Origin of the sequence: Kibdelosporangium aridum (assembly GCF_900176515.1) — a bacterium.
In the GTDB taxonomy this organism is placed as follows: Bacteria; Actinomycetota; Actinomycetes; order Mycobacteriales; family Pseudonocardiaceae; genus Kibdelosporangium; species Kibdelosporangium aridum.
This window is the reverse complement of sequence record NZ_FWXV01000002.1, coordinates 475,078-497,939: the sequence shown is the minus strand read 5'-3', so window position 1 is coordinate 497,939 and position 22,862 is coordinate 475,078. Positions and strand designations below refer to the sequence as shown.

Sequence of the window (22,862 nt, the reverse complement as noted above, 5' to 3'; positions counted from 1 at the left end):
GGTTCGTCGCCGCTCACCGAGCGGGGAGGGAGACACGTCGTGCGTCGATCGCGCGTTACCACGTTGGCGGCCGTCGCCCTGACCGGTGCTCTCGCACTGGCCGGCTGCGCCAAGGACTCCGGGGGCGGGTCGGCCCCTCCCGCCGGCGGCGGCAACCAGGCGGAGAGCTGCAAGAAGAACCCGGTTCCCGCGGGCGGTGGCGGTGGTTCCACCGGGACCACGTCGACTGGCCCGAAGGTGGACGCCAGCGCGTTGAAGGTCGGCCTGGCCTACGACATCGGCGGCCGTGGCGACGCGTCGTTCAACGACTCCGCCGCTGCCGGTCTGGACAAGGCCAAGGCGGACATGGGTCTCAAGGAGACCAAGGAGCTGACCGCCGCGCCGAACGAGCCGGAGGACGCCAAGCAGAGCCGGCTGCGCCAGCTCGCCCAGGAGGGCTTCAACCCGATCATCGCGGTCGGTTTCGCGTACGCCAAGTCCGTTCAGGCCGTGGCCGCGCAGTTCCCGAACACCAAGTTCGCCGTCGTCGACGACGACACCGTGCAGCTGCCGAACGTCACCGGCCTGGTCTTCGCCGAGGAGCAGGGTTCGTTCCTGGTCGGCGTCGCCGCGGTCTACAAGAGCAAGAACTGCCACGTCGGCTTCGTCGGCGGCGTGAACGTGCCGCTGATCCAGAAGTTCGAGGCGGGCTTCAAGCAGGGTGTGAAGGCCGCGTCGAACGACGCCAAGGTCGAGGCCGAGTACATCACCCCGGCCGGTGACTTCACCGGGTTCCAGGACCCGGCCAAGGGCAACGTGGTCGCCAACGGCGAGATCAGCCGTGGCGCCGACGTGATCTACCAGGCCGCGGGTGCGTCCGGTAAGGGCGTCTTCGAGGCAGCGAAGTCCAAGAACGTGCTGGCCATCGGCGTGGACTCGGACCAGTACAACCAGAAGACGGTCGAGAACTCCCGTGACGTGATCATCACCTCGATGCTCAAGCGCGTCGACGTCGCGGTGTACGACTACGTCCGCGCGGTCGCCGGCAACACGCTGAACACGCTGCCCAAGCGGTTCGACCTGAAGGCGGACGGCGTCGGCTACGCGACCTCCGGCGGCAAGATCGACGACATCAAGGCCACGCTGGACGCGTACAAGCAGCAGATCATCGACGGCAAGATCACGGTTTCGGACAAGCCAAGCAGCTGATGATGGCGAAACCCACTGGGGCCCGGGAGACTCTTCCGGGCCCCACGCCTGTGTTTCCGGGAGGCGAAGATGGCTGACGATCTGGCCGTTGAGCTGGAGGGGATCACCAAACGATTCCCCGGGGTGGTCGCCAACAGCGATATCCACCTCAAAGTACGCACCGGTGAGGTGCACGCGGTCTGCGGCGAGAACGGCGCGGGCAAGTCCACGCTGATGAAGATCCTGTACGGGATGCTGCAGCCGGACGAGGGCACCATCAAGGTGAACGGCGAGCCGGTGCGGTTGCGCAACCCGTCGGACGCCATCAAGGTCGGCGTCGGCATGGTGCACCAGCACTTCATGCTCGCCGACAACCTGAGCGTGCTCGAGAACATCGTGCTCGGCGCGGAAGGCCTGCACGGCATCGGCCCGAAGGCCCGCAAGAAGGTCGCCGAGCTGGCCAGGAGAACCGGCCTGAACGCCGACTTGGACATCGCGCTCGAGTATCTCGGTGTCGCGGACCGCCAGCGGGTGGAGATCGTCAAGGTCCTCTACCGCGGCGCCAAGATCGTGATCCTGGACGAGCCGACCGCCGTGCTCGTGCCGCAGGAGGTCGACGACCTGTTCGAGACCGTGCGGCAGATGCGTGACGACGGGTTCACGTTCATCTTCATCTCGCACAAGCTCGACGAGGTGCGGGCGATCGCCGACTCGATCACGGTGATCCGCCGCGGCACCACGGTCGGCACCGCGGACCCGAAGACGACCAGCTCACGGCAGCTGGCCGAGATGATGGTCGGCAGCGAGCTGCCCAGCCCGGAGACCCGCGAATCGACCGTCACGGACAAGGCTGTGCTGGAGGTTGCCGGACTGCGGCTCTCCGAGCCCGGGTCGGCGCGTGCCGTCCTCGACAACATTGACCTGGTCGTGCACTCCGGTGAGGTGCTCGGCATCGCCGGTGTCGAGGGCAACGGCCAGACCGAACTGGTCGAGACGATCATGGGGATGCGCAAGGGCACCGCCGGCACGATCAGCCTGAGCGGCAAGGATCTGACCAAACTGGGCACGCTGGCCCGCCGCGAAGCCGGAATCGGCTACATCGCGGAGGACCGCACCCGGCACGGCCTGCTGCTGACACAACCGTTGTGGGCCAACCGGATGCTCGGCTACCAGACCCGTGAACCGGTCTCCAAAGGACAGTGGCTGGACATCGCGGGCGCCAAGAAGGACACCCAGCGCATCGTCGAGCAGTACGACGTGCGCACGCCGGGCATCGATGTCGCCGCGGCCGCGCTTTCGGGTGGTAATCAACAGAAACTGGTCGTCGGCCGGGAGCTGTCGGGCGATCCGAAGCTGCTCATCGCCTCACACCCGACGCGTGGTGTGGACGTCGGTGCGCAGGCGCTGATCTGGGAGCACATCCGCCAGGCCCGTGCCGCGGGCCTCGCGGTGCTGCTGATCTCGGCGGACCTCGACGAGCTGATCGGACTGTCCGACCGGATCGTGGTGATGCTGCGCGGCCGTCTGGTGTCCGAAGAGGACCCGGCGACGGTCACAGCGGAGGATCTGGGCTGTGCGATGACTGGCTCCGCGCCAAAGGAGGCCACCAAGTGAGGACAACGCTCCGCGGCAAGCTTTTGCCGCCTGTGTTGGCCATCGTGTTCTCGGTGCTGTTGTGCACGGTCGCGCTGCTGATCTCCGGGGACAACCCGCTCGACGCGTTCGGCGCGATGATCGGCCAGCTGTTCCGTGGCACGACCGCGGTCGACACGCTCAACAGCGGCGCGGTCTACTACCTCGCCGGGCTGGCGGTCGCGATCGGCTTCCAGATGAACCTGTTCAACATCGGTGTCGAGGGCCAGTACCGGTTCGCCGCGGTGGTCGCGGCGATCGTCGGTGGCGCGATCGCATTGCCGCCGGGCATCCACACCCTTGTGATCATCATCGTCGCGATCGTGGCCGGTGCGCTCTACGCGCTGATCCCGGCGCTGCTGAAGGTGTACCGGGGCGTGTCCGAGGTCATCTCGACGATCATGCTGAACGCCATCGCGATCGGCCTGATCGCCTACCTGGTCAGCACGGACGCGTTCGGTGTGCAGGTGGGCAACAACATCGCCACCGAGCCGATCCCGGAGTCCGGCTGGATGCCGGGAATTCCGTTCGGCGACAACGGAACCCTGTTCGGGTTCGTGTTCGTCGCCGCGTTGGTCGGCTACGGCTACTGGGTTCTGCTCAACCGGACCCGGTTCGGCTTCGAGCTCAAGGCGAGCGGTGAGTCGCCGACCGCCGCGACCGCCGGTGGTGTCGACGCCCGCAAGATGATCCTGACGGCCATGCTGTTGTCCGGCGGTGTCGCTGGTCTGACGGCCCTGCCGGAACTGCTCGGACGTGACCACGAGTACTTGCAGACTTCGCCTGCGGGCTACGGGTTCGCGGGTATCGCGGTCGCGCTGCTCGGCCGTAACCACCCGGGCGGTATCGCCTTGGGTGCCGTGTTGTGGGCGTTCCTCGACAAGTCCGCGGTGTCGCTGGACAACGTCGGTGTGCCGCAGGAGATCACGACGATCATGCAGGGAGCGATCGTGCTGTCCGTGGTCATCGCGTACGAGATCGTGCGCCGGGTCGAGCTTGCGGCTGAGCAACGCCGTGTCGGCCGTCAACTTGGTCGGGATACGAGCGACGTCGCAGCCGGAGGGAGTGTCTGATGGCCACCGGTATCGCGGACAGCCCGGTCGCCGGGCCCGTACACGTCGCGGAGCCGCCCAAGCGCCGCAAGCTACCTGGCTGGTTGATGGGTGTGCTGTGGGCGGTTGGTGCGATCGCCGTGCTGTCAACGGCTTCGTTCCTGACCGGAAACGTGGACCTGACGTCGTCGACCACGACCCAGACCGCGTTGCGGCTGGCGTTGCCGATCCTGCTGGCCGCACTGGGTGGCCTGTGGGCGGAGCGCGCGGGTGTCGTGAACATCGGTCTCGAGGGCATGATGATCCTCGGAACCTGGGGCGCGGCTTGGGGTTCGTACTACGGCGGTGTGTGGGTCGGCCTGTTGGTGGCGATCCTGTTCGGCGCGGTCGGTGGGTTGCTGCACGCGATCGCGACCGTGACGTTCGGCGTGAACCACATCGTGTCCGGTGTGGCGATCAACCTGCTGGGTCTCGGTGTCACGAAGTACTTGGCGCACCTGGTCTTCCAGCCGTTGTCGGGCAACCCACGGCAGTCGCCGGTGGTGCCGAAGTTCGACACGTACTCGGCGACCGGGATCACCAACTGGCTGGCGGGGCTGGAAGCCGAGCAGCGCGTCGGGATCTCGGACGTCGCGGGGATCCTGCGTGGTCTGATGACCCAGGTGGCGCCGCTGACGATGATCGCGATCCTGCTGGTGCCGATCAGCTACATCCTGTTGTGGCGCACCAGGTTCGGCCTGCGGCTGCGGTCCTGCGGGGAGAACCCGGTGGCCGCGGAGTCGTTGGGTGTGAACGTGTACGCCTTCAAGTACACCGCGGTGCTGATCTCCGGTGGCCTCGCCGGAATGGGCGGTGCGTCGCTGGTGCTGCTGAAGGACGGCGCGGACTACCTGGAGAACCAGACCAACGGCCGCGGTTACATCGGCCTGGCCGCGATGATCTTCGGCAACTGGCGGCCCGGCGGGTTGCTGGGCGGCTCGGCATTGTTCGGCTACACCGACGGTCTGCAGCTGTCTGGACGTGGACCCGCTGTGCTGGCACTGCTTTACGCGGCGGTGTTGTTGCTCGTGGTCGTGGTGGTCGTACAACTGTTCCGCCGCAAGTGGTTCGCGGCGGGCGCGGCTGTGCTGGCCGCAGGCCTGTTGTACGCAATCTATTACTCGGTCGACGAATTGCCACGTGACCTGACGCCGTACGCACCGCACTTCGTGACGCTGATCGTGCTGGCGGTCGCGTCGCAACGACTGCGTATGCCGCAGGCCGACGGCTTCATCTATCGACGAGGGCAGGGTTCGTGACCCCAGATTGGGAGATGCTCAGGGCGGCGGCTGTGTCCGCCGCCGCCCAGGCATATTGCCCGTACTCCGGTCTGCAGGTCGGCGCCGCGGCGCTGGTGTCCGACGGCCGCGTGGTGACCGGCTGCAATGTCGAAAACGCCTCGTACGGCCTGGGTTTGTGCGCCGAGTGCACGATGGCCGGACAGTTGCGGATGACCGGCGGCGGCCGATTCGTGGCGGTCGCATGCCGCAGCGGCACAGGAGATCTGCTGATGCCGTGCGGCCGATGCCGCCAGATCATCTACGAATTCGGCGGCCCGGACTGCCTTGTGGACACTCCGCGCGGGATTCTCCCGATGAGCGAAGTCCTCCCGGACGCGTTCGGCCCGGAACACCTGCCTGCCTAACCAGTAGGCGGCGGCACCGGTATCGGCGGACACGGTTGCTCGGTGCACGCCTCCGGTGCGCCGATGTAGTCCACGCCCGACCAGTAGACGGGGTATGAGCTGACAACCCGTCCGTCGTAGGTCTTGCGCACGCCGAAACTGGCGGTGTAGGTGGTGCCGTCGTCGCGTTCGCCGACGAGATTCAACATGACGGGCGGGAACCCCTGCCCGCCATGTTTCACCCCGACAACGCGCGGCGGCTTCGGCCCCGGCCGCCACCCGATGCTCGCATTCCAGTCCACATCACGTTCACAGGACTGCGGCCAATCGGCGATCTCCCGGCAGAAGTCGTCGAACCGCTTGTTCTCGACCAAATGGACCGCCCGGTTGAACAGGGCCTCCGCCTCAGCGAGTTCGACCGTGGGCTCAGGTTTTGGCCGTTGCGCGTCGATCTCGATCACGGTCATCGTCACCGCGAACACGGCGATGCCGCTCAGTCCCACCCACAAAACGCGGTTAGCCATCAGACCACCCCGCGTCCAGCGTAACCCGTTAGAGCGATGTGCACCTATGTTCGAACGCGGCAAGTGATCGGGCATGCGCCCGAAAACCGGAATCCTGATTGACGAATCTCAGCGGCCGCCGCGCCGAATCGTTTCACCAGGAATCGAGAACCTTCCGGATTGGCTTCCCGCAGAAGAGATCCGGGGCGCGGATGGTGCGCCCGAGTTGCTCGTCTCCGTGTCGACGTATGAGGAGAAGGGGTCAGATGTCAATGTGGCCAGCCATCTCCTGATCGACGTGTTGACCGGCAGTGTCGACGCCGCCATGGTCTTTTCGAATGACAGTGACCTTCAGTTCCCACTCCGGACTGCCCGGCAGTCTGTACCGGTGGCGACAATCAACCCCACCACCGCACCTACGGCGCAGGATCTTAGGGATGACAATGACGTCGGTGCGGGACGACACTGGTGGCGCCGGCTCAGGCCATCGGACTTCCGGCGGCACCAACTGCCTGATCCAGTGGGTCCCTTTGTGAAGCCACCCGGCTGGTGAAGCAGGCATGAGTTGCGCGCACGCGGCGCTTGGCCGTAACATGGACCCATACCACCCGGTTCTCGCCTTGTGCGGGGCCGGGTCTTTTTGTGGTGGCTTAGGCTGAAGCCATGAGCCGAGAACGACTGTCCGCTGTGGACGTGATCCGAACCAAGCGGGATGGTCACCGCCTGACCGACGACCAGATCGACTGGGTGGTTGACGCCTACACGCGGGGTGTGGTCGCCGACGAGCAGATGTCCGCGCTCGCCATGGCGATCTTCCTCAACGGGATGGACACCGCCGAGGCCGCACGGCTGACCCAGGCGATGATCGACTCGGGTGAGCGGCTCGACCTCAAGGTCGACCGGCCGACTGTGGACAAGCATTCCACCGGCGGGGTCGGTGACAAGATCACGCTTCCGTTGGCGCCCTTGGTCGCCGCGTGCGGCGCCGCTGTTCCGCAGCTTTCTGGGCGTGGGCTCGGCCACACCGGTGGCACGCTGGACAAGCTGGAGTCGATCCCGGGGTGGCGGGCACAGCTGTCCACCGACGAGATCGCCAGGCAGCTGGCCGATGTCGGCGCTGTGGTCTGCGCGGCGACCGAGGGGCTGGCGCCCGCGGACAAGAAACTCTACGCCCTCAGGGACGTCACGTCGACCGTCGAGTCGATCCCGTTGATCGCTAGTTCGATCATGAGCAAGAAGATCGCCGAGGGCGCCGAGGCGCTCGTGCTCGATGTCAAGGTCGGGTCCGGCGCGTTCATGAAGAACCTCGACCAAGCGCGCGCGTTGGCTGAAGCCCTTGTGGGGATTGGCAAGCAGCACGGCCGCAAGGTCACGGCCCTGCTCACCGACATGTCGATTCCGCTCGGCCGTACGGTCGGTAACTCCGTTGAAGTTGAGGAGTCCGTTGAAGTTCTCAAGGGCGGTGGGCCGAGGGACATCATCGACCTGACTGTTGCTCTTGCCCGGGAAATGCTTGCCCTGGCGGGGATCGACACAGATCCGGCCGAGGTTCTGGCCAGCGGCGGCGCGTACGAGACCTGGTGTCGCATGATCAGCGCTCAGGGCGGCGATCCGGAGGCCGCGCTACCCAAGGCGAAACACGTTCACGTTGTTACGGCTGAGGAATCGGGCGTCCTGGAGACGCTCGACGCGTACGCGGTGGGTGTCGCGGCTTGGCGGTTGGGCGCGGGGCGGGCGCGTAAGGAGGATGCCGTGCAGCACGCTGCTGGCGTCATATGCCACGCGAAGCCCGGCGATCGGGTGTCGCAGGGCGATCCGCTTCTCGAGTTGCGTACGGACACGCCAGACGCCGTTGCGGCCGCACTGGAGGCATTGCAGGGCGGGTACGCCATCGGCGACGCGCCCAGCGAGCAGGAACTGCTCATCGACACGGTCAGGTAAAGCACGGTCAGGTAATACAAGAAGGGCCCCGGCGAACCGGGGCCCTTCTGGCAATCAGCTGTCGTCGCCGGTGTCGGCTTCTTCCAGTTCTTCGATGCGCGGCTTCTCGCCGTTGACCTTCTTGCTGCCACGCGCCCGGCGCTGCTGGCGGGGCAGGGTTGACGGTGGTGCCGCCGGCATCGCCGGGCCGCCGCCCATCATCAGCTCGGCGAACGTGGCCATGGCCTCGTCGAGGTGACCACCGATACGGCGCTCGGTCTCCTCGTTGCTCTTCTTCACCAGCGAGGTCACCACGGTGGTGTCCGGCTGGTTGGCCAGAGTGCCCTGGACCTTCGTCAGGCTCTGCTCGATCGTGCCGCCGAGTTCGCCGAGGCGGGCCGCGAAGCCGTCCTCGACGGTGTCCAGCCTGGTGGCCATGTCGTCGAGACGGCCGAGCGCCTGCTCGAGACGCTGCGCGAGGGCTTCCAGCCGGTCGCTGGCGTCCATCGTCTCCTTGGTCTCGTCCAGCGCGGCGTTGAGCGCGTTGCGGGCCTCGTCCAGGGAGTGGGTGATGCCGTCGCGGGTGTCGCCGAGCGAGCTGACCAGCGATTCACGCGAGTCGGACACAGCGGATGTGACCGCGTCGCGGGAGTCGGACACCGCGGAGGTGATGACCTCACGCGAGTCGGCGACCGCGGAGCTGATCGAGTCGCGCGTCGTGTTGAGGTTGTCGCGGGTCTCGTCGAGCTTGTGCGTGATGCCGTCGTTGACCTCGGTGACGTGCCGGTGCAGCGAGTCCTTGGTGCCGTCGAGGTGCTCGTGCACGCCCTCGTCGACCTCGTCGAGACGGCCGCGCAGCGCGGTTTCGAGGGTGTCGATGCGCTCCTTGACCGGCACGTGGACCTGGCCGGGCAGGGTGTCGATCCGGGCGTCCTGCTTGTCCAGGTGCCCGTCGAGGGAGTCGATCCGCCGGTGGATGTTCGCCAGCTTGTCCTCGAGACCGTCCATCCGGCCGACAACGCCCTCCATCTTGCCGACGACGCCGTCAAGGCGGCCGTCGAGCTGAGCGAAGGGGGTAGCCAGCTTGTCGACGATCGACTCGACCGCACGCGCGAGGCTGGCGATGGCCGTGTCCTGGGCCTCGAGTTTCGCCATCGCCTCGTCCAGGCGCTCGGCGATCACGCCGACCTCGGTGCGGTCCGGGAGCTCGGACAGTCGCTTGCGCACCGAACCGAGCGAGTCCAGCGGGCTCAGCCGCGCGTGGATCTCGTCCAGTGCGTCGAACACCTGCTGCTGTTCGCTCTCACGGATCTCGGCCGCGCGCGTCAGCATATTGCGCATCCGGTCGAACGACACCGTGGCGTTGTTGTTCTCGTTCACGGAGGTGACCTTCGTCCTGGGGAGGGGAGACGCAGGGGAGCCTAGCCAGTCCCAAAACGCGTCCATACACCACCCGTTAGTTTCGTGTTAGTTGATCTCGGCGGATTAGGCCGTTCAGCGGTAATGCGCCGTTGCGGGCGATGACCGAGTGGACACAGTACGTGGGCACGGTTGGACACGATCGGGTGACGGGAGGGGCGGGTAACGTACATGCATGTCGAACCCGAACCCGGTTACCCACGAGGCGATCCGGCGTGCCCCCAAAGTGTTGCTGCACGATCATCTCGACGGCGGCCTCCGACCTCGCACGGTGATCGAACTCGCCGACGCCTCAGGCTATGTCGATCTTCCCACAACCGACGAGGCCGAGCTCGGCCAGTGGTTCACCGAAGCGGCGAACGCGGGAACGCTCGAGCGCTACCTGGAGACCTTCGCGCACACGTGCGGGGTGATGCAGAGTGAGGATGCACTCGTTCGGGTGGCATCCGAATGTGCACAAGACCTGGCGGACGACGGCGTGGTCTACGCGGAAGTCCGCTACGCGCCCGAGCTGTTCACAGAGAAGGGCCTGAGCCTCGACCAGATCGTGCAGGCGGTCGAAGCAGGCTTCCGCGAGGGCGAGCGGCTGACCGGCGGCAAGATCAGGATCGGCACGTTGCTGTGCGCGATGCGGCAGAACGCCCGGTCCGCGGAGATCGCCGAGCTGGCGGTGCGTTACCGCGACCACGGCGTGGTCGGCTTCGACATCGCCGGGCCGGAAGCCGGGTTCCCGCCGACCCGCAACCTGGACGCCTTCGAGTATTTGCGCCAGCAGAACGCACATTTCACGATCCACGCGGGCGAGTCCTTCGGCCTGCCGTCGATCTGGGAGGCGATCCAGCACTGCGGCGCCGAGCGGCTCGGCCACGGCGTGCGGATCATGGACGACATCAAGATCGACCCGGACGGCACGGCACACCTGGGCAGGCTGGCCAGCTACGTGCGCGACCGCCGGATCCCGCTGGAGATGTGCCCGTCGTCCAACCTCCAGACGGGCGCGGCGAACTCGATCGCCGAGCACCCCATCGGCCTGCTCACCAAGCTGCGCTTCCGCGTGACAGTGAACACAGACAACCGGTTGATGAGCGGATGCACGGTGTCGAGCGAGATGGCCGCGCTGGTCGACGCCTTCGGCTACGGCTGGGCGGACTTGCGGTGGTTCACGGTGAACGCCATGAAGTCCGCGTTCATCAGCTTCGACGACCGCCTCGACCTGATCAACAAGGTGATCAAGCCGGGCTACGCGGGGTTGCTGGCCGAAGGTGAGCAACACCCTTCGGAGCGGGACGCCCAGGCTTGAGTGCGGCGCCGCGGCACCACTTTGGGGCTCGCCCCAGGCCGTCCGCCGCCGCTGGGCATGGGTCATCGCGGCAGCAAGTCCTGCTGGGCGCGGGTTATCGCGGTAGCAAGTCCTGCTGGGCGCGGGTTATCGCGGTAGCAAGTCCTGCTGGGCGCGGGTCGTCGCGGCAGCAAGTGCCGCAGGGCACGGGTCATCGCGGCAGCAAGTCCCGCTGGGCATGCGCCATCGCGACAACAACTCCCCAGGGGGAACCCCTGATTTCAACGCTACCGGGAGGGACTGACAGTTCCGGCGCGTCGAGCTGGAGTTGTCCACAGGTCGCGCTGGAGTTGTCCACAGATGGCCGTGGATGTGCTCGTCAGACATGGCGAAGGGGCGCCCGGAAACCCCAGGCGCCCCTTCGAGCAGGCACTCAGTGCGTCTCGAGGCGGTCCTCGAAAGCGTTGACCAGCTTCTGCCAGGCCTCGACCTCGTCGGTGAACGGCGCGCTCGGCACCAGCCGGGTCGGGTCGGGCCGCAGCACGAACGACACCAGCCAGCCGAGGGACTCGGACTCCGACAGCGCGTCGCCGACCGAGTCGTCGCCTGCCCACTCGGCGGTGTCGGTGAGCAGCTCCACCGCCAGGTCGAGCTGGGTCGGGTCGATGGCGTTCGGGCCTTCCGCGAGGTCGTCGCTCAGGCCTTGCAGCACGTAGGTGTTGTCCTCTTCGACCTCGATCTCGAGTGAGCCGTCGGTGGCCTTGGTCACCACGTCTTCCCACGTGGACACCTCGGCGAGGTCGTTGTCGCCGAGCTCGCCGGACGCGATGTACCGGCTCAGTGCCCTGGCCGACGGGAAGACGTCGATCTTGCCTTCGCGGCCGAGGAACACCGGTGCGTCGTCGAGGTAGCAGCGCAGCGTGTAGTACTCGGCCCCGTCGGTGACGATCTTGATCGGGTCGATGCCCACCTCGCCCCAGAAGCCGACCGGTGCGGGCTCCGCCAAGGCCTCCTCCGAGGACTCCTCGTCGGTGTCCTCGTCCTCGTCGTCGGTTTCGTCTTCCGCGGCCTCGGCCTCGGCCTGGAACTTCTCCAGCTCCTCGGTGGCGACGGCCAGCGCGGCGTCGTCAACGTCGGGGACCGCGACGACCTCGTCGATCGCGTCGAGGACCTCGTCCCACCGCTCGACGATGGTCTCGGCCAGCTCGGTCCACCGGCGCTCGCCGTCGCGCCCGGTGAAGGCGAGGGTGCCCTGGTCGAGCATGTCGAAGCCTTCGGCTGCGGACAGCACGTCGTTCACCGCGTCCAGTTCGCACACGTCCGCGAGCGATCGAACGATCGCGACGATCCCGGCCAGCTCGTCGAGCGTCCAGGTGTCCGGGTCCTGCGCGGCCAGTTCGGGCACGCCGACCAGGTCGTACTGGTGCTCGTCGTCGGGCAGCAATTCCTCGACGGTCAGTTTCGGCACGACCGGCCACGCGGGGTGGTCCGCCAGGTCGTGTTCGTCGACCGTTCGCACGAACGCCGCGAGGTGTGCTGCGTCTGGGAACCCGTACAGGTCTTCCTCGTCACCGAGGAACGCCTCCCAGTCCTCGCCTTCCTCCCGCCAGCGCGGCGCCCAGAGAGTGACCACGTCGCCCTGTGGCAGCCCGAGCTCGATCGGGACGATGTCCTGAGCCATTGGCCCTCCGCCTTCTCCTGCACGATCCCAGACGATCCCGCCGGTGCGATTCTCGGCACACCGGACGCGGGCAGCCTACGGGTTTTGCCAACTCCGTCGATCACCGGTCGCTACGCAGCGACGACGGATCGAACGAGAAAATGTCATCGTCGTCTTCTTCGGGCACTGACCCGAGCGCCGACGCGGCCGCGGCAGCCGTGGGAGCTGCGGGCACGCGGTCACCGATCACGTCCCAGCCAGCGGCACGCGCGGGTGCGACGCCCATGGCGCCTTCCAGCTGCCTGGCCGCGTCATCGCCGAGCACCAAAGCCAGTTGGTTCAGGCTGCGCTGCCGGGCGAACTCGGCCGCCTGGTGGGCCGTCGCCGTGATCGTCTCGGACAGCCACCGCACGCCGCGGTGCAACGCTTCGGGTTGCAGGCGCAGTGACTTCAACTCGCCACTCGCGGTCGTGGTGGCTTCGACGAGACCGTCGCGATCGCGTGCCACGGCGTAGATCGACGCGATCCGGCGCCGCAGGTCCTCGCTGGCTCTGCGGCGCAGTTCGGCTTCTTGGACGAGTTCGTCGACTGGTGGTTCGGTCACGACAGCACCCCGCCGAATTCCTCGTCTTCGCGGTCATGGGGAACCGGTTCGTCGGGCATGCCGAGCTCGGTCAGGCTCTTGGCCGCGTTCGCACTCATCACTTGCCGCAGCGACGAGTGCATCCGGCTGTTGGCGATCTTGGTCGCCTGTGCGGCGAGCCGGACCACCTCACGCGCGACCTCGTCGGGGTGCCGGCCGAGCACGGCGGGCTTGATGTCAACGGCACGCAGCATGCCGCCAGGGCTCACCGACACGCTGATCGCGTTGTCGCCGGACGCCGCCTGGCCGATGATCGGGCCGGTCCGGCCGATCACCGCGGCGACCTGTTCCCCCGTCTCGGCGACATTGCGGCCGAGCCGGTCCAGCTCGTCCTGAACGTGATCCTCATTCCCCACGCGTCGAGTCTATGGCCCGACGGGTTCGCTGCGCAGGCAAAGCCTGGTTCTGCGCCCCACAACGGTGATGGTGCGCCAGCCACGCGGCGGCCTGGTCAGGTCCAGGTGCCGTGCACGGCTGACGTGCCGTGCGAACGAGTTCTTCCGCAGTACTCGGCCGCGTGCGCGTTGTCCGGCCAACGCTTCCTCCGGCGTGGTGTCCACCCAGATGTAGTGCAGCACCCGCAACGTCAGCACGCCGATGATCACGAGCGTGAGCCGTGTGCCCACACCCGTCGCCGGATCGTGCACCGCGACCGGTCCTGGCGCGAAGATCGCGGCCAGCGCGATCCGGATGCGGTGCACGATGTGCACGAGCGGGCGATACCGCGAATACGGTGTGCCGCTGGGCAGCATGGCGGCCAACCAGTTCCTGATCTGGTCGGAGTCCACCACGGTGACACCTGGGCCGACGTCCTTGAGCAGTGTGCTCTTCCCGGCGCCGGGCAGGCCAGCGACGACCACGAGCGACCTGCGCTGCACTGGCATCATGACCTGTTGCATACCCGGTGAACGCGGGCGGACAACATGGTCGTTCCGTCAAAACCCGCATGCACAGCGGATCGACAGGGTTAACGGTCCATAAGGGACGATCATCGTTGCGGCAGCGGGGATGTCCCCGCTATCGTGGAAGAGCGCTACGACCGCCGCGCGGGGGAGCCAACCGAGGCACCACAAGGCGGTCAACGGAGGCCGAAGTGGCCACTCTGTTCACCTTCCTCGCAGGTTTCCTTATCGTGGAACGAATCCTGGCCGTGCCGGGACGGGAGTTCCGGTTCGCCATCAGGCTGCTGCCAGTGCCGTCGATCGAGATCGGTGGCAGTTCACGCTGTCACGATTGCCTCCAGCTGGCCGGGACGGGTGTTCCCGCCGGTCAGCACGACGGCGATCCGCTCACCAGGCAGATCGTGCGCGGGTATGGCGGCGAGACCGGCGGCGCCGGAAGGCTCGAGGAGGACGCCGAAGCCGCGTAGTGCTTGCCCCATCGCGGTGAACAACGCCGAATCGTCCACAAGCACGATGTCGTCGACGAGCTTTCGCATCCACCGCACGGATTCCGGCAGCGGACTGCCGATCGCGATGCCCTCGGCGATCGTGGTGACCGCGTGCTCGACGGGTTCGCCTGTGCGCCAGCTGTGCAGCATCGCGGGCGCGCCGGTCGAGCACACGCCGACAACCCGTGTCGACGGTGAGTTGGCCTTGATCCACCGGGCGATCCCGTTGATCAGGGCGCCATCGCCGATCTGAACCACCACTGTGTCCAGTGGTCCGTGGCGAAGCAGTTCGACGGCAATGGTTCCCGCGCCCTCCGCGATGAGCGGCTCGGCGCCGTCACGGACCAGCAACCGGTCCGGCCGCTCCGCGGCGTACTCCCGAGCGTGTTTCTTGGTCGCATCAGTATCCACTCCGGACAGATGGACCTTCGCGCCGAACGAGCGGATCGCGGCCAGCTTCGTCGGGTTGACGTCCTCCGGGAGGAACACCTCGATGGCGATTCCCCTTTTGCCGCAGGCGTAGGCCATCGCCTGACCGAAGTTCCCGCTTGAGGCGACGACAACCGTCATCCCGGGATCAGCGGACGCGGCGAAGGCTGAAGCGCCCCGGCCCTTGAAGCAGCGCAAGGGGTTCATCGTCTCGATCTTGACGAGCACCGGCCGGCCGTCAAGGTCCACTGTGAACTGCGGGCTGTCGCGGAACTCCGGGTCGATGGTGCGGGAGAGTTCGTCGATGCGGTCGAGTCTTAGATCCATGCCCACGACGTTAACCAGGCAAGACGTAATCGCGATTGAAAGTTTTCGCGCCGTGACGCAAAATTTTTGCGTGGCTGTGGACGAGATCGATCGGCGCCTGCTGACGCTGCTCCAGCGGGACTCCACCCGGACCTTGCACGACCTCGGCGAGGAAGTAGGCCTGTCGCCGAGTGCGGTGCAACGCCGGATCACCCGCTACCGCAAGGAAGGGCTCATCGCCCGGCAGGTGGAGGTCCTGGATCCGGAACGGGTTGGCGGCATGCTCGCGGCCGTCCTGGTCACGATCGACCGCGAGTCCGTGCAGCACCACGCCGAGATCCGGGAACGCATGCTGCGCAGCCCGAACGTGCAGCAGTGCTACGCGATCGCGGGCGAGTGGGACTACCTGGTGGTACTGGCGTGCGACTCGATCGCGCACTGCCGTGACCTGGTGCGCGGGATGTTCCTGGAAGACCCGAATGTGAAGCGGTTCGACACGATGCCGGTGTTCGACCCGGTCAAGATCGGTCTTGAGCTGCCGTTGTGAGCAGCTCGCTGCCGACCTCGTACAGCGTGATCAGCAAGGGGCGCAAGGCAAGCCCGCGCTCGGTCAGCTGGTACGCCGTCCGCGCGGGGAACGCCGCTGTGCGGGCGCAGGAAGCCAGGCCACGGGAGGTCAAGCCGTGCAACCGCTCGGTGAGGACCTTGGCGGACACCGAAGGCAGCCGTGACCGCAGTTCACTGAACGACAGCGGCCCGTGCATGAGTTCACGCAGCACCAACGTGGTCCATCGGCCGGAGATCGCGTCGAGTGCGACCTCGACCGGGCAGTCCGGAGACGGCCGGTCAGTCTTGCCGCGTGCGTCCGGCACCAGCGAGGCGTCCCAGGTTTCCGTTTGGTGACCCACGCGAGCTTCGGCTTGGCTCTGCATATGACCAGTGTGCAGCACGCCGCCGACCTGCCTCACGCCTTCGCGAAGGCCTTCAACACCTTCGACCCCGAGGAAGTCGAGCGCGTCTACGAGCCGGAAAGCCTGCTCGTGCTGGACGCGGGCAATCCGCTGACTGGCACGGAGCGTGCGGGAGCCAACGCCGGCCTGCAGAAGCTGGGTCAGCCGATCACAGTCAACCCGCGGCATGTCTACGTCTGCGGCGACATCGCGCTGTTGCTTGTGGACTGGGAGATCCCGGCCGCCGGGATCTCCGGCACCGCGACGGACGTGGCCCGCCGCGGCCCGGACGGAAGCTGGCGTTACGTGATCGACAACCCCTTCGGTACGTCGCCTCAGCCGGTCGGCCGGTAGAAACCCATGAACGGCATGCCGATGTTGGACGTCCGGATCGGGTTGATCTGCACCGGGTCACCGGCCTCGATCATCTGCCCGTTGCCGATCACCATGGCAACGTGGCCCTTCCAGACCACGAGGTCGCCGGGCAGCAACTGGCTCTGATCCGGCACCGACGCACCGACAGCCTGTGCCGATGAGTGGCGTGGGAGCTCATGGCCTGCGGCCGCGTACGCCCACGAGGTCAGTCCACTGCAGTCCGTTCCGGACGGCGGGTTCGACGCACCCCACACGTACGGCGTGCCCAACGCGGACAACGCCTGACGGACTGCGGCCGCCGCAACCTCGTTCGGGGCCTCGACCGTGGCACCGCCGGGCAGGTTGATGCCGACACCGCTGCCTGGCTGCGGTGGAATCGCGACGGGCAACTGCGGGCCGACAGGCGTGCCGCCGCCCCCACCGCCACCGCCTCCTCCTCCGCCCCCACCACCGCCGCCTCCGCCACCGGAGCCGCCGTGGCTTCCGCTCTGTGCGGACTCGATGCCACTACGGCCGTCGACGGTGGCGCTCGCGGTGGAGGTGCCGGTGCTGGGCGGGCCCATCGGGCCGCCAAGGCCGCCGATCGTGCCGGCGTCCACCTTGGCCAGTCCGGTCAGCTTGCCCACCAACGGGGTCAGCTCGTCTTTGACGTTCTGCAGCGCCTGCGCGGTCTTGGTGGCGTAGTCGTCGGCCTTCGCCTTGGCGTCGGCGGCCGCCTGGCCCCACGCGGCTTCGTTGCCGCTCTGCTTGGCCGCCTCGGCAGCCTGCATGATCGGCGTGGCCCAGCCGACGAACTCGTCGATCAAGCCCTGGATCTTGGTGCGGCCACCGGTGACCGCGGTCGCCGCCGTGCTCGCGACTTGCTGCGCGGCGGTGCAGTTGGTGGCCAACGTGGTCATCGCGGTGGTGAACGACGCCGACTTGCCCTGGAACGCGTTGGCCTGCTCGCCGTACCAGCCCTGCAGGGTCGACTTGGCCTGCGACTCCTGACGGCCCTTCATCTCGTTCAGCGCGGTCGCGCCACGCCCGAACGTCTCGCCCGCCCGGCTGCCCGCACCCGTGTCGCCGTCCAACTTGGCCAGGTGCTGCTTCATCGGTTCGACCAGACTGCCGATGAACCCCGCCGCGCTCATCAGATCCGCTCCGCGCGCTTGATCGACGAGGCCGTCTCGGCCTGCTGGTTCTGGTAGCCCACCAGCGCGTCACCCACCGCCTTGGCCAGGTCGGCGAGGCCGGTCGACGCGGCCTTGACCCCGTCCAGCTGGGCCTGCGCGGCCTGCTGGAAGGCGGCGTTCAGCCCGACCTCGGCGCCGATCTTGCCGAAGCAGTCACCCGGCAACGAGGTCACGCCGCTGAGCGTGCCCGTGCCGACAGTGCCGATCTCACCGGCGAGTGCGGTCATCGTGCTCTTGTAGGCCTCGAGCGCTTCCGGCTCTACCTTGAAGCCGTCCGGCATGGTCCCCCCGTGAAGTCTCCTTTGCTGGCCCTACTCTGCACTACGACGCAGACGGGCGTTGCCAAGTTCCACCTAATTGAGGTAGTCGGGCTTGCTGTGCAGCAACGCCCACGACTTGACCGTACCGTTGCCCTCGCCCCAGTCCAGCTCGTCGGCGAACCCCGGGAAGTGCTCAGTGACCTCGGAGTTGTTGATGACGACCTCCTCGGCCTCGATCCCGGCGACCCGGCTGCAGGTGGTGTACAGCCACGTCGGCCGCTCCGGCAGCTGACCGCCGGTGGCCAGCCACTCGGCGACGACGACGGTCGGCGGGTTCGCGGCGACCTTGTCCTCGAAATCCGCGGGCAGGCCGGAGAAGTTCCGCGTGACCACCGGGCCTGCCAGGATTTCACCGCCGGGAACGGCCTCCCGGTACACCACACCCGTCAGCGGGTGGTCGGGCTTGCGCAAGGCGATGAACAACGGCAGCACGTAATGCGTCCACGCGAGCACGGCCTCGCCGATCGGGTGGCTGCCGTTCCGGCTCACCCCGACCGACCGGTCCCAGGCGTACCCGCCCCACTCCGGGTCGCCGACGCCGATCAGCACCTCGACGAACGTGTTGTCGTGCTCCAGCACGCCACCGACTTCGATCCGGTAGCCGAGTTCAGGCAGGGTGAGCACGTTGCCGTCCCGCACGTGCTCGGTGCTGACGACGCTCGCGATGAACTGGGCGATCTGCTCGGGCTCGAACTCAGGCATCGCGGCGCAACACCACCCACGACTTCACGGTGCCGTTGGCGTCGCCCCAGTCGAGGACGGCGTCGAAACCGGGGAAGTCGTCCGTTGCCACCGCGTTGTTCACCGTCACCTCTCTGATCGCCTCGTCGCCTGCCTTGCCGGACATGGTGTACAGCCACAGCGGCTGCTCGGTCAGCCGGACCTCGCCGAGCAGCCGTTCGGCGACCAGCAGGCTGGGCGGGTCGTCGGAGAGAACCTGCTGGAACGACTCGGGTGGCTCGCCGAACATCCGCATCATCACCGGCGCCGCCAGCAACTGGGCCGGATGGCCGCCCGCGTCCGTGGCGCCGAGCCGGAAGACCGAGCCGGCCAGCGGGTTGTCCGGCGCACGCAGCGCGATGAACAGCGGCAGCACGTGATGCACCCACGCCATCAGCGCCTGCGCGAGCGGATGCATGTCCTCGCCCGCGACACCGACAGCCTGGTCCCACGCGAGCGCTGACCACGAGGGGTCGCCGATCGCGATCGGCAACTGCACGAGCTTGCCGTCCTGGTGCCAGATCGGTTGCTCGACTTTGACCACCAGGGACAAGTCGGGCAGCTCAACCACATCACCACGCTGAAACGCCGCGATGCCATGGGTTTCACTCAGCATCGCGGCGATCAGTTGGGTGATCTTGTCGACCTCGGTCGTCATACTCCCATAGGGTGCCAGACTGTCTTGGCTTCCAGATATGCGCGCATGCGGGAAATATCGGGCTGCTTGGTCCAGTCCGGTTCAGCGGACGGTGCGCGCAGCACGCGCTTCACCGTGCCCGCGGCGGCCTTCTCCAGCTCCGCCCGGAGGATCGTGGGCGCGCCGGTCAGGTCCAGGGCGTTCACGTCCGCGTGCGAAGCCAGCCACGGGGCCAGCTCGACGGCGCTGCCGGTCAGAATGTTGACAACCCCGCCCGGCACGTCCGAGGTCGCCAGCACCTCGGACAGGGTGATCGACGGCAGTGGACGGTCCTTGCTGGTCACGACCACCGCCGTGTTGCCGGAGGCGATCACCGGCGCCACCACGCTGACCAGCCCGAGCAGGGACGACTCCTGCGGCGCGAAGACCGCGACCACGCCGGTCGGCTCGGGGACGGTGAAGGAGAAGTACGGTCCGGCAACGGGGTTCGCCGCGCCGAGCACGGTCGCGATCTTGTCCGTCCAGCCCGCGTACCAGACCCACCGGTCGATCGCCACGTCCACAAGGGACTGGGCGCGCTTGGTCTGGATGCCTTCGCTGGCAGCGACATCGTTGATGAACTGGTCGCGGCGACCTTCCATCAGCTCGGCGACCCGGTAGAGCACTTGGCCACGGTTGTACGCCGTCGCCCCGGACCATTTCGGAAAAGCCTTGCGGGCGGCGACAACCGCTTCACGGGCGTCCTTTCGGGACGCCTGAGCCGCGTTGGCGAGGAACTTGCCCTTGGTGTCGTTCACCGGGTACGAGCGCCCGGACTCCGAGCGGGGGAACGCCCCTCCGATGAAGAGTTTGAACGTCTTCGCCACTGTGACCCGATTGTCGGCTCCGCCGCGGGCAAAACGGTTCTCAGACATCGAGGTAAGCCTCCAGCCCGGTCCGTCCGCCCTCGCGGCCGAAGCCCGACTCCTGGTAGCCACCGAACGGCGCGGTGGGATCGAAGCGGTTGAACGTGTTGGCCCAGACCACACCGGCCCGCATCTTGTTGGCCATGTACAGGATCCGGGACCCCTTCTCGGTCCAGATCCCGGCCGACAGGCCGTACGGCGTGTTGTTCGCCTTGGCCACGGCCTCGTCCGGGGTACGGAACGTCAGCACCGACAGCACCGGCCCGAAGATCTCCTCACGGGCGATCCGCATCGCCTGGCTGACGTTCGAGAACACCGTCGGCGCGAAGAAGAAACCCTTGTCCGGCAACGAGCACGGGCTTGTCCACTGCTCGGCGCCCTCGTCGACGCCTGCCTGGGTCAGCTCGCGGATCTTGGCCAGCTGCTCGCTGGAGTTGATCGCGCCGACGTCGGTGTTCTTGTCCAACGGGTCGCCGACGCGCAAGGTGGACACCCGGGTGCGCAGCTTCGCCAGCAGTTCGTCCGCGATGGACTCCTGGACCAGCAGCCGGGATCCGGCGCAGCAGACGTGCCCCTGGTTGAAGAAGATGCCGTTGACGATGCCCTCGACCGCCTGGTCGAGAGGCGCGTCGTCGAAGACGATGTTCGCGGCCTTGCCACCCAGTTCCAGCGTGAGCTTCTTGCCGGTCCCGGCCAGCGAGCCCTGGATCAGTTTGCCGACCTCGGTCGATCCGGTGAACGCGACCTTGTTGACCTGCGGGTGGTTCACCAGTTCGGCGCCGATGTTGCCCGCACCGGGGATGATGTTCACGACGCCGGGCGGCAGGTCGGCCTGCTGGATGATCTCCGCCAGCACCAACGCGGTCAGCGGTGTCGTCTCGGCGGGTTTGAGCACAACCGTGTTGCCGCAAGCCAATGCGGGCGCGATCTTCCACGCGGCCATCAGCAGCGGGAAGTTCCACGGGATCACCTGTCCCGCGACCCCCAGCGGCTGCGGTGACGGCCCGAAGCCCGCGTAGTCCAGCTTGTCGGCCCAGCCCGCGTGGTAGAAGAAGTGCGCGGACGCGGTCGGGATGTCGGTGTCGCGTGACTCCTTGATCGGCTTGCCGTTGTCCAGGCTCTCCAGCACCGCGAGTTCCCGGCCGCGCTCGGCGATCATCCGGGCGATCCGGAAGATGTACTTGGCCCGCTCGGCGCCGGGCATCTTGCCCCACACCTTGTCGTACGCCCGGCGGGCCGCCTTGACCGCGGTGTCCACATCGGACGGCGACGCGGTGGAGACCTCGGCGAGGACCTCCTCGGTGGCCGGGTTGATCGACTTCAGCGGCTCACCGGTGCCCTCGACGAACTTGCCGTCCACGAACATCCGGTAGCTCGGCTTGAGGTTGGCGATGTCCCGTGACTCCGGTGCGGGTGCGTAGTCCCAAGTCGTCATGTTGTCAGTCCACCGTCACATAGTCCGGGCCGCTGTAGTGGCCCTCGAGTTGGGTCCTTCGCTGCATCAGCAGGTCGTTGAGCAGGCTGGACGCGCCGAACCGGAACAGCTTGGGGTCGAGCCACTGCGGCCCGGCGACTTCGTGCACCGCGACGAGGTAGCGGACCGCGGTCTTGGTGTCCCGGATGCCGCCCGCGGGCTTCACCCCACGCAGCTCACCGGTCGCCTTGTGCCAGTCGTGCACGGCCTGCAGCATCACGTGCGTGACCGGGAGTGTGGCCGCTGGGGACACCTTGCCGGTCGAGGTCTTGATGAAATCGCCACCAGCGAGCAGCGCCAGCCAGGACGCGCGGCGCACGTTGTCGTACGTGACCAGCTCGCCGGTCTCCAGGATGACCTTCAGGTGCGCGTCGCCGCAGGCCGCCTTGACGGCCTGGATCTCCTCGAACACCTGGCCGTAACGGCCGGAAAGGAAAGCACCGCGGTCGATCACCATGTCCACTTCGGACGCACCCGCGTCAACGGCGTCCTTGACGTCCGCCAGCTTGATCTCCCGCGCGGCCCGGCCGGACGGGAAGGCAGTCGCGACACTCGCGACTTCGATCGGCGCGCCCCCGAGGGCCTCGACCGCGGTCGCGACCAGGTCGGGGTAGACGCAGACGGCGGCGACCTGCGGCACGTCCGGCCGTTCGGGGTCGGGACGGCGGGCCTTCGCGCACAGCGAGCGCACCTTGCCGGGCGTGTCCGCGCCTTCCAGCGTGGTCAGGTCGACCATCGAGATGGCCATGTCGATGGCCTGGAGTTTGGCGGCCTTCTTGATGCTCCGCGTGGCCAGGCCAGCGGCTCGTTGTTCGACACCGACCTGGTCGACGCCAGGCAGCCCGAGCAGGAATCTGCGCAGGGTCGTCTCGTCGCGGGTCGCGTCGGCGAGTTCGGGCGGTAGCCCCTCGCTCGACCGCGCTGTCGTGGGTGTGGCCATGAGTCAGAGTCTATGCGCGCGCTCGGGCAACGCCCGGGTAACAGCGAGAACCCCGCGAGCGAAGCGAGCGAGGGGCCTCGGTGACGGGCGTCCGCGCGTGTCTGCCGCTCCGGCATGGTGAGTTGAACGCGAGCGGCGCAAAGCGAAAGCCAACCGAGCTGGAAGCGAGTCGAGCAGTTTGACTCACCGTGCCGGTGGGGCGGACACGCGGAAATTCATTCGAGCAACCACCTGAAAGCCAGCGGTGCCCTGACTGTGCCGCAAAGGCAGGCACGCTGTGTCGCAACGGTGGACACGCCGTGT

25 protein-coding genes are annotated in these 22,862 nt (G+C 67.3%); 10 read left to right on the top strand and 15 right to left on the bottom strand.

Annotated elements, in window-relative coordinates; all coding sequences use genetic code 11:
* Window positions 1-39: 39 nt before the first annotated feature.
* The 5 genes from B9C43_RS11745 (at window position 40) to B9C43_RS11725 (ending at window position 5,535) form a co-directional block, all read left to right on the top strand.
* A complete protein-coding gene (locus B9C43_RS11745; protein ID WP_084426113.1) occupies window positions 40-1,188 on the top strand; it encodes a BMP family lipoprotein in 1,149 nt (382 codons plus the stop codon).
* Window positions 1,189-1,257: 69 nt separating this feature from the next.
* Complete coding sequence (locus B9C43_RS11740) at window positions 1,258-2,781, top strand: ABC transporter ATP-binding protein (RefSeq protein WP_084426111.1); 1,524 nt, start codon at window positions 1,258-1,260, stop codon at window positions 2,779-2,781.
* Window positions 2,778-3,872, top strand: a complete 1,095-nt coding sequence (locus B9C43_RS11735; protein ID WP_033384626.1) for an ABC transporter permease — start codon at window positions 2,778-2,780, stop codon at window positions 3,870-3,872. Before B9C43_RS11740 ends, B9C43_RS11735 begins: the two co-directional genes overlap by 4 nt.
* Window positions 3,872-5,149, top strand: coding sequence for an ABC transporter permease (locus B9C43_RS11730; RefSeq protein ID WP_033384625.1), 1,278 nt, complete (start codon window positions 3,872-3,874; stop codon window positions 5,147-5,149). Before B9C43_RS11735 ends, B9C43_RS11730 begins: the two co-directional genes overlap by 1 nt.
* Window positions 5,150-5,163: 14 nt before the next feature.
* Window positions 5,164-5,535: a cytidine deaminase gene (locus tag B9C43_RS11725; RefSeq protein WP_084426109.1), complete on the top strand. Its 372-nt coding sequence runs from the start codon at window positions 5,164-5,166 to the stop codon at window positions 5,533-5,535.
* Here B9C43_RS11725 and B9C43_RS11720 read toward each other — a convergent pair.
* Window positions 5,532-6,038: a hypothetical protein gene (locus B9C43_RS11720; protein WP_143446289.1), complete on the bottom strand. Its 507-nt coding sequence runs from the start codon at window positions 6,036-6,038 to the stop codon at window positions 5,532-5,534. The two genes, B9C43_RS11725 and B9C43_RS11720, sit on opposite strands and share 4 nt — an antisense overlap.
* A 73-nt stretch (window positions 6,039-6,111) precedes the next feature.
* On the opposite strand from B9C43_RS11720, the gene B9C43_RS11715 reads away from it, so the two are divergent.
* Window positions 6,112-6,570: a PIN domain-containing protein gene (locus tag B9C43_RS11715; protein ID WP_084426105.1), complete on the top strand. Its 459-nt coding sequence runs from the start codon at window positions 6,112-6,114 to the stop codon at window positions 6,568-6,570.
* A gap of 110 nt (window positions 6,571-6,680) precedes the next feature.
* On the top strand, window positions 6,681-7,958 hold the full coding sequence (locus tag B9C43_RS11710) for a thymidine phosphorylase (protein WP_084426103.1): 1,278 nt from the start codon (window positions 6,681-6,683) through the stop codon (window positions 7,956-7,958).
* Between the two features lie 54 nt (window positions 7,959-8,012).
* On the opposite strand, the gene B9C43_RS11705 is transcribed toward B9C43_RS11710, so the two are convergent.
* Complete coding sequence (locus B9C43_RS11705; protein ID WP_051895919.1) at window positions 8,013-9,278, bottom strand: hypothetical protein; 1,266 nt, start codon at window positions 9,276-9,278, stop codon at window positions 8,013-8,015.
* Window positions 9,279-9,531: 253 nt separating this feature from the next.
* Between B9C43_RS11705 and B9C43_RS11700 the strand changes: the two genes are divergently transcribed.
* Complete coding sequence (locus B9C43_RS11700) at window positions 9,532-10,656, top strand: adenosine deaminase (protein WP_051895915.1); 1,125 nt, start codon at window positions 9,532-9,534, stop codon at window positions 10,654-10,656.
* A gap of 412 nt (window positions 10,657-11,068) precedes the next feature.
* Here B9C43_RS11700 and B9C43_RS11695 read toward each other — a convergent pair whose 3' ends face one another.
* The 5 genes from B9C43_RS11695 to B9C43_RS11675 form a co-directional block, all read right to left on the bottom strand.
* Window positions 11,069-12,316, bottom strand: a complete 1,248-nt coding sequence (locus tag B9C43_RS11695) for a primosomal protein (protein WP_084426101.1) — start codon at window positions 12,314-12,316, stop codon at window positions 11,069-11,071.
* A 100-nt stretch (window positions 12,317-12,416) separates the two neighbouring features.
* Entirely contained in the window at window positions 12,417-12,899 is a 483-nt protein-coding gene (locus tag B9C43_RS11690; RefSeq protein ID WP_160096481.1) for a YbaB/EbfC family nucleoid-associated protein, read from the bottom strand.
* A complete protein-coding gene (locus tag B9C43_RS11685; RefSeq protein WP_084426098.1) occupies window positions 12,896-13,294 on the bottom strand; it encodes a hypothetical protein in 399 nt (132 codons plus the stop codon). Before B9C43_RS11685 ends, B9C43_RS11690 begins: the two co-directional genes overlap by 4 nt.
* A 9-nt stretch (window positions 13,295-13,303) precedes the next feature.
* A complete protein-coding gene (locus B9C43_RS11680; RefSeq protein WP_235038565.1) occupies window positions 13,304-13,825 on the bottom strand; it encodes an ATP-binding protein in 522 nt (173 codons plus the stop codon).
* A gap of 332 nt (window positions 13,826-14,157) precedes the next feature.
* Complete coding sequence (locus B9C43_RS11675; protein WP_084426096.1) at window positions 14,158-15,084, bottom strand: threonine ammonia-lyase; 927 nt, start codon at window positions 15,082-15,084, stop codon at window positions 14,158-14,160.
* Window positions 15,085-15,154: 70 nt separating this feature from the next.
* On the opposite strand from B9C43_RS11675, the gene B9C43_RS11670 reads away from it, so the two are divergent.
* Window positions 15,155-15,610, top strand: a complete 456-nt coding sequence (locus B9C43_RS11670; RefSeq protein WP_084426094.1) for an Lrp/AsnC family transcriptional regulator — start codon at window positions 15,155-15,157, stop codon at window positions 15,608-15,610.
* Here B9C43_RS11670 and B9C43_RS11665 read toward each other — a convergent pair.
* Entirely contained in the window at window positions 15,582-15,995 is a 414-nt protein-coding gene (locus tag B9C43_RS11665) for a winged helix-turn-helix transcriptional regulator (protein ID WP_051895909.1), read from the bottom strand. The genes B9C43_RS11670 and B9C43_RS11665 overlap by 29 nt on opposite strands.
* On the opposite strand from B9C43_RS11665, the gene B9C43_RS11660 reads away from it, so the two are divergent.
* Complete coding sequence (locus B9C43_RS11660; RefSeq protein WP_084426092.1) at window positions 15,996-16,367, top strand: YybH family protein; 372 nt, start codon at window positions 15,996-15,998, stop codon at window positions 16,365-16,367.
* Here the strand turns inward: B9C43_RS11660 and B9C43_RS11655 are convergent.
* The 7 genes from B9C43_RS11655 to deoC all read right to left on the bottom strand — a co-directional run bounded on the left by B9C43_RS11655 (window position 16,349) and on the right by deoC (window position 22,559).
* Complete coding sequence (locus tag B9C43_RS11655) at window positions 16,349-17,521, bottom strand: bifunctional WXG100 family type VII secretion target/C40 family peptidase (RefSeq protein ID WP_084426090.1); 1,173 nt, start codon at window positions 17,519-17,521, stop codon at window positions 16,349-16,351. The two genes, B9C43_RS11660 and B9C43_RS11655, sit on opposite strands and share 19 nt — an antisense overlap.
* Window positions 17,521-17,844, bottom strand: coding sequence for a type VII secretion target (locus tag B9C43_RS11650; RefSeq protein WP_084426088.1), 324 nt, complete (start codon window positions 17,842-17,844; stop codon window positions 17,521-17,523). The genes B9C43_RS11655 and B9C43_RS11650 overlap by 1 nt, the downstream gene beginning before the upstream one ends.
* 72 nt (window positions 17,845-17,916) lie before the next feature.
* Window positions 17,917-18,585: a hypothetical protein gene (locus tag B9C43_RS11645; RefSeq protein ID WP_033394196.1), complete on the bottom strand. Its 669-nt coding sequence runs from the start codon at window positions 18,583-18,585 to the stop codon at window positions 17,917-17,919.
* The gene (locus B9C43_RS11640; protein WP_084426086.1) at window positions 18,578-19,261 is read right to left on the bottom strand and encodes a hypothetical protein; all 684 of its coding nucleotides are present in this window, start codon (window positions 19,259-19,261) and stop codon (window positions 18,578-18,580) included. The genes B9C43_RS11645 and B9C43_RS11640 overlap by 8 nt, the downstream gene beginning before the upstream one ends.
* Window positions 19,258-20,154, bottom strand: coding sequence for an aldehyde dehydrogenase family protein (locus B9C43_RS11635; protein WP_051898411.1), 897 nt, complete (start codon window positions 20,152-20,154; stop codon window positions 19,258-19,260). Before B9C43_RS11635 ends, B9C43_RS11640 begins: the two co-directional genes overlap by 4 nt.
* Complete coding sequence (locus B9C43_RS11630) at window positions 20,147-21,580, bottom strand: aldehyde dehydrogenase family protein (RefSeq protein ID WP_084426084.1); 1,434 nt, start codon at window positions 21,578-21,580, stop codon at window positions 20,147-20,149. Before B9C43_RS11630 ends, B9C43_RS11635 begins: the two co-directional genes overlap by 8 nt.
* Before the next feature lie 4 nt (window positions 21,581-21,584).
* The gene (gene deoC / locus B9C43_RS11625; protein WP_033394200.1) at window positions 21,585-22,559 is read right to left on the bottom strand and encodes a deoxyribose-phosphate aldolase; all 975 of its coding nucleotides are present in this window, start codon (window positions 22,557-22,559) and stop codon (window positions 21,585-21,587) included.
* Between the last annotated feature and the right edge of the window lie 303 nt (window positions 22,560-22,862).

What these genes read in the sequence shown, in the direction of transcription:
- B9C43_RS11740 (WP_084426111.1), top strand. Translation starts at nt 1,258, where the DNA reads ATGGCTGACGATCTGGCCGTTGAGCTGGAGGGGATCACCAAACGATTC.
- B9C43_RS11730 (WP_033384625.1), top strand. Translation starts at nt 3,872, where the DNA reads ATGGCCACCGGTATCGCGGACAGCCCGGTCGCCGGGCCCGTACACGTC.
- B9C43_RS11725 (WP_084426109.1), top strand. Translation starts at nt 5,164, where the DNA reads ATGCTCAGGGCGGCGGCTGTGTCCGCCGCCGCCCAGGCATATTGCCCG.
- B9C43_RS11720 (WP_143446289.1), bottom strand. Translation starts at nt 6,038, where the DNA reads ATGGCTAACCGCGTTTTGTGGGTGGGACTGAGCGGCATCGCCGTGTTC.
- B9C43_RS11715 (WP_084426105.1), top strand. Translation starts at nt 6,112, where the DNA reads ATGCGCCCGAAAACCGGAATCCTGATTGACGAATCTCAGCGGCCGCCG.
- B9C43_RS11710 (WP_084426103.1), top strand. Translation starts at nt 6,681, where the DNA reads ATGAGCCGAGAACGACTGTCCGCTGTGGACGTGATCCGAACCAAGCGG.
- B9C43_RS11705 (WP_051895919.1), bottom strand. Translation starts at nt 9,278, where the DNA reads ATGCGCAATATGCTGACGCGCGCGGCCGAGATCCGTGAGAGCGAACAG.
- B9C43_RS11700 (WP_051895915.1), top strand. Translation starts at nt 9,532, where the DNA reads ATGTCGAACCCGAACCCGGTTACCCACGAGGCGATCCGGCGTGCCCCC.
- B9C43_RS11695 (WP_084426101.1), bottom strand. Translation starts at nt 12,316, where the DNA reads ATGGCTCAGGACATCGTCCCGATCGAGCTCGGGCTGCCACAGGGCGAC.
- B9C43_RS11680 (WP_235038565.1), bottom strand. Translation starts at nt 13,825, where the DNA reads ATGATGCCAGTGCAGCGCAGGTCGCTCGTGGTCGTCGCTGGCCTGCCC.
- B9C43_RS11675 (WP_084426096.1), bottom strand. Translation starts at nt 15,084, where the DNA reads ATGGATCTAAGACTCGACCGCATCGACGAACTCTCCCGCACCATCGAC.
- B9C43_RS11665 (WP_051895909.1), bottom strand. Translation starts at nt 15,995, where the DNA reads ATGCAGAGCCAAGCCGAAGCTCGCGTGGGTCACCAAACGGAAACCTGG.
- B9C43_RS11660 (WP_084426092.1), top strand. Translation starts at nt 15,996, where the DNA reads ATGACCAGTGTGCAGCACGCCGCCGACCTGCCTCACGCCTTCGCGAAG.
- B9C43_RS11655 (WP_084426090.1), bottom strand. Translation starts at nt 17,521, where the DNA reads ATGAGCGCGGCGGGGTTCATCGGCAGTCTGGTCGAACCGATGAAGCAG.
- B9C43_RS11650 (WP_084426088.1), bottom strand. Translation starts at nt 17,844, where the DNA reads ATGCCGGACGGCTTCAAGGTAGAGCCGGAAGCGCTCGAGGCCTACAAG.
- B9C43_RS11645 (WP_033394196.1), bottom strand. Translation starts at nt 18,585, where the DNA reads ATGCCTGAGTTCGAGCCCGAGCAGATCGCCCAGTTCATCGCGAGCGTC.
- B9C43_RS11640 (WP_084426086.1), bottom strand. Translation starts at nt 19,261, where the DNA reads ATGACGACCGAGGTCGACAAGATCACCCAACTGATCGCCGCGATGCTG.
- B9C43_RS11635 (WP_051898411.1), bottom strand. Translation starts at nt 20,154, where the DNA reads ATGTCTGAGAACCGTTTTGCCCGCGGCGGAGCCGACAATCGGGTCACA.
- B9C43_RS11630 (WP_084426084.1), bottom strand. Translation starts at nt 21,580, where the DNA reads ATGACGACTTGGGACTACGCACCCGCACCGGAGTCACGGGACATCGCC.
- deoC (WP_033394200.1), bottom strand. Translation starts at nt 22,559, where the DNA reads ATGGCCACACCCACGACAGCGCGGTCGAGCGAGGGGCTACCGCCCGAA.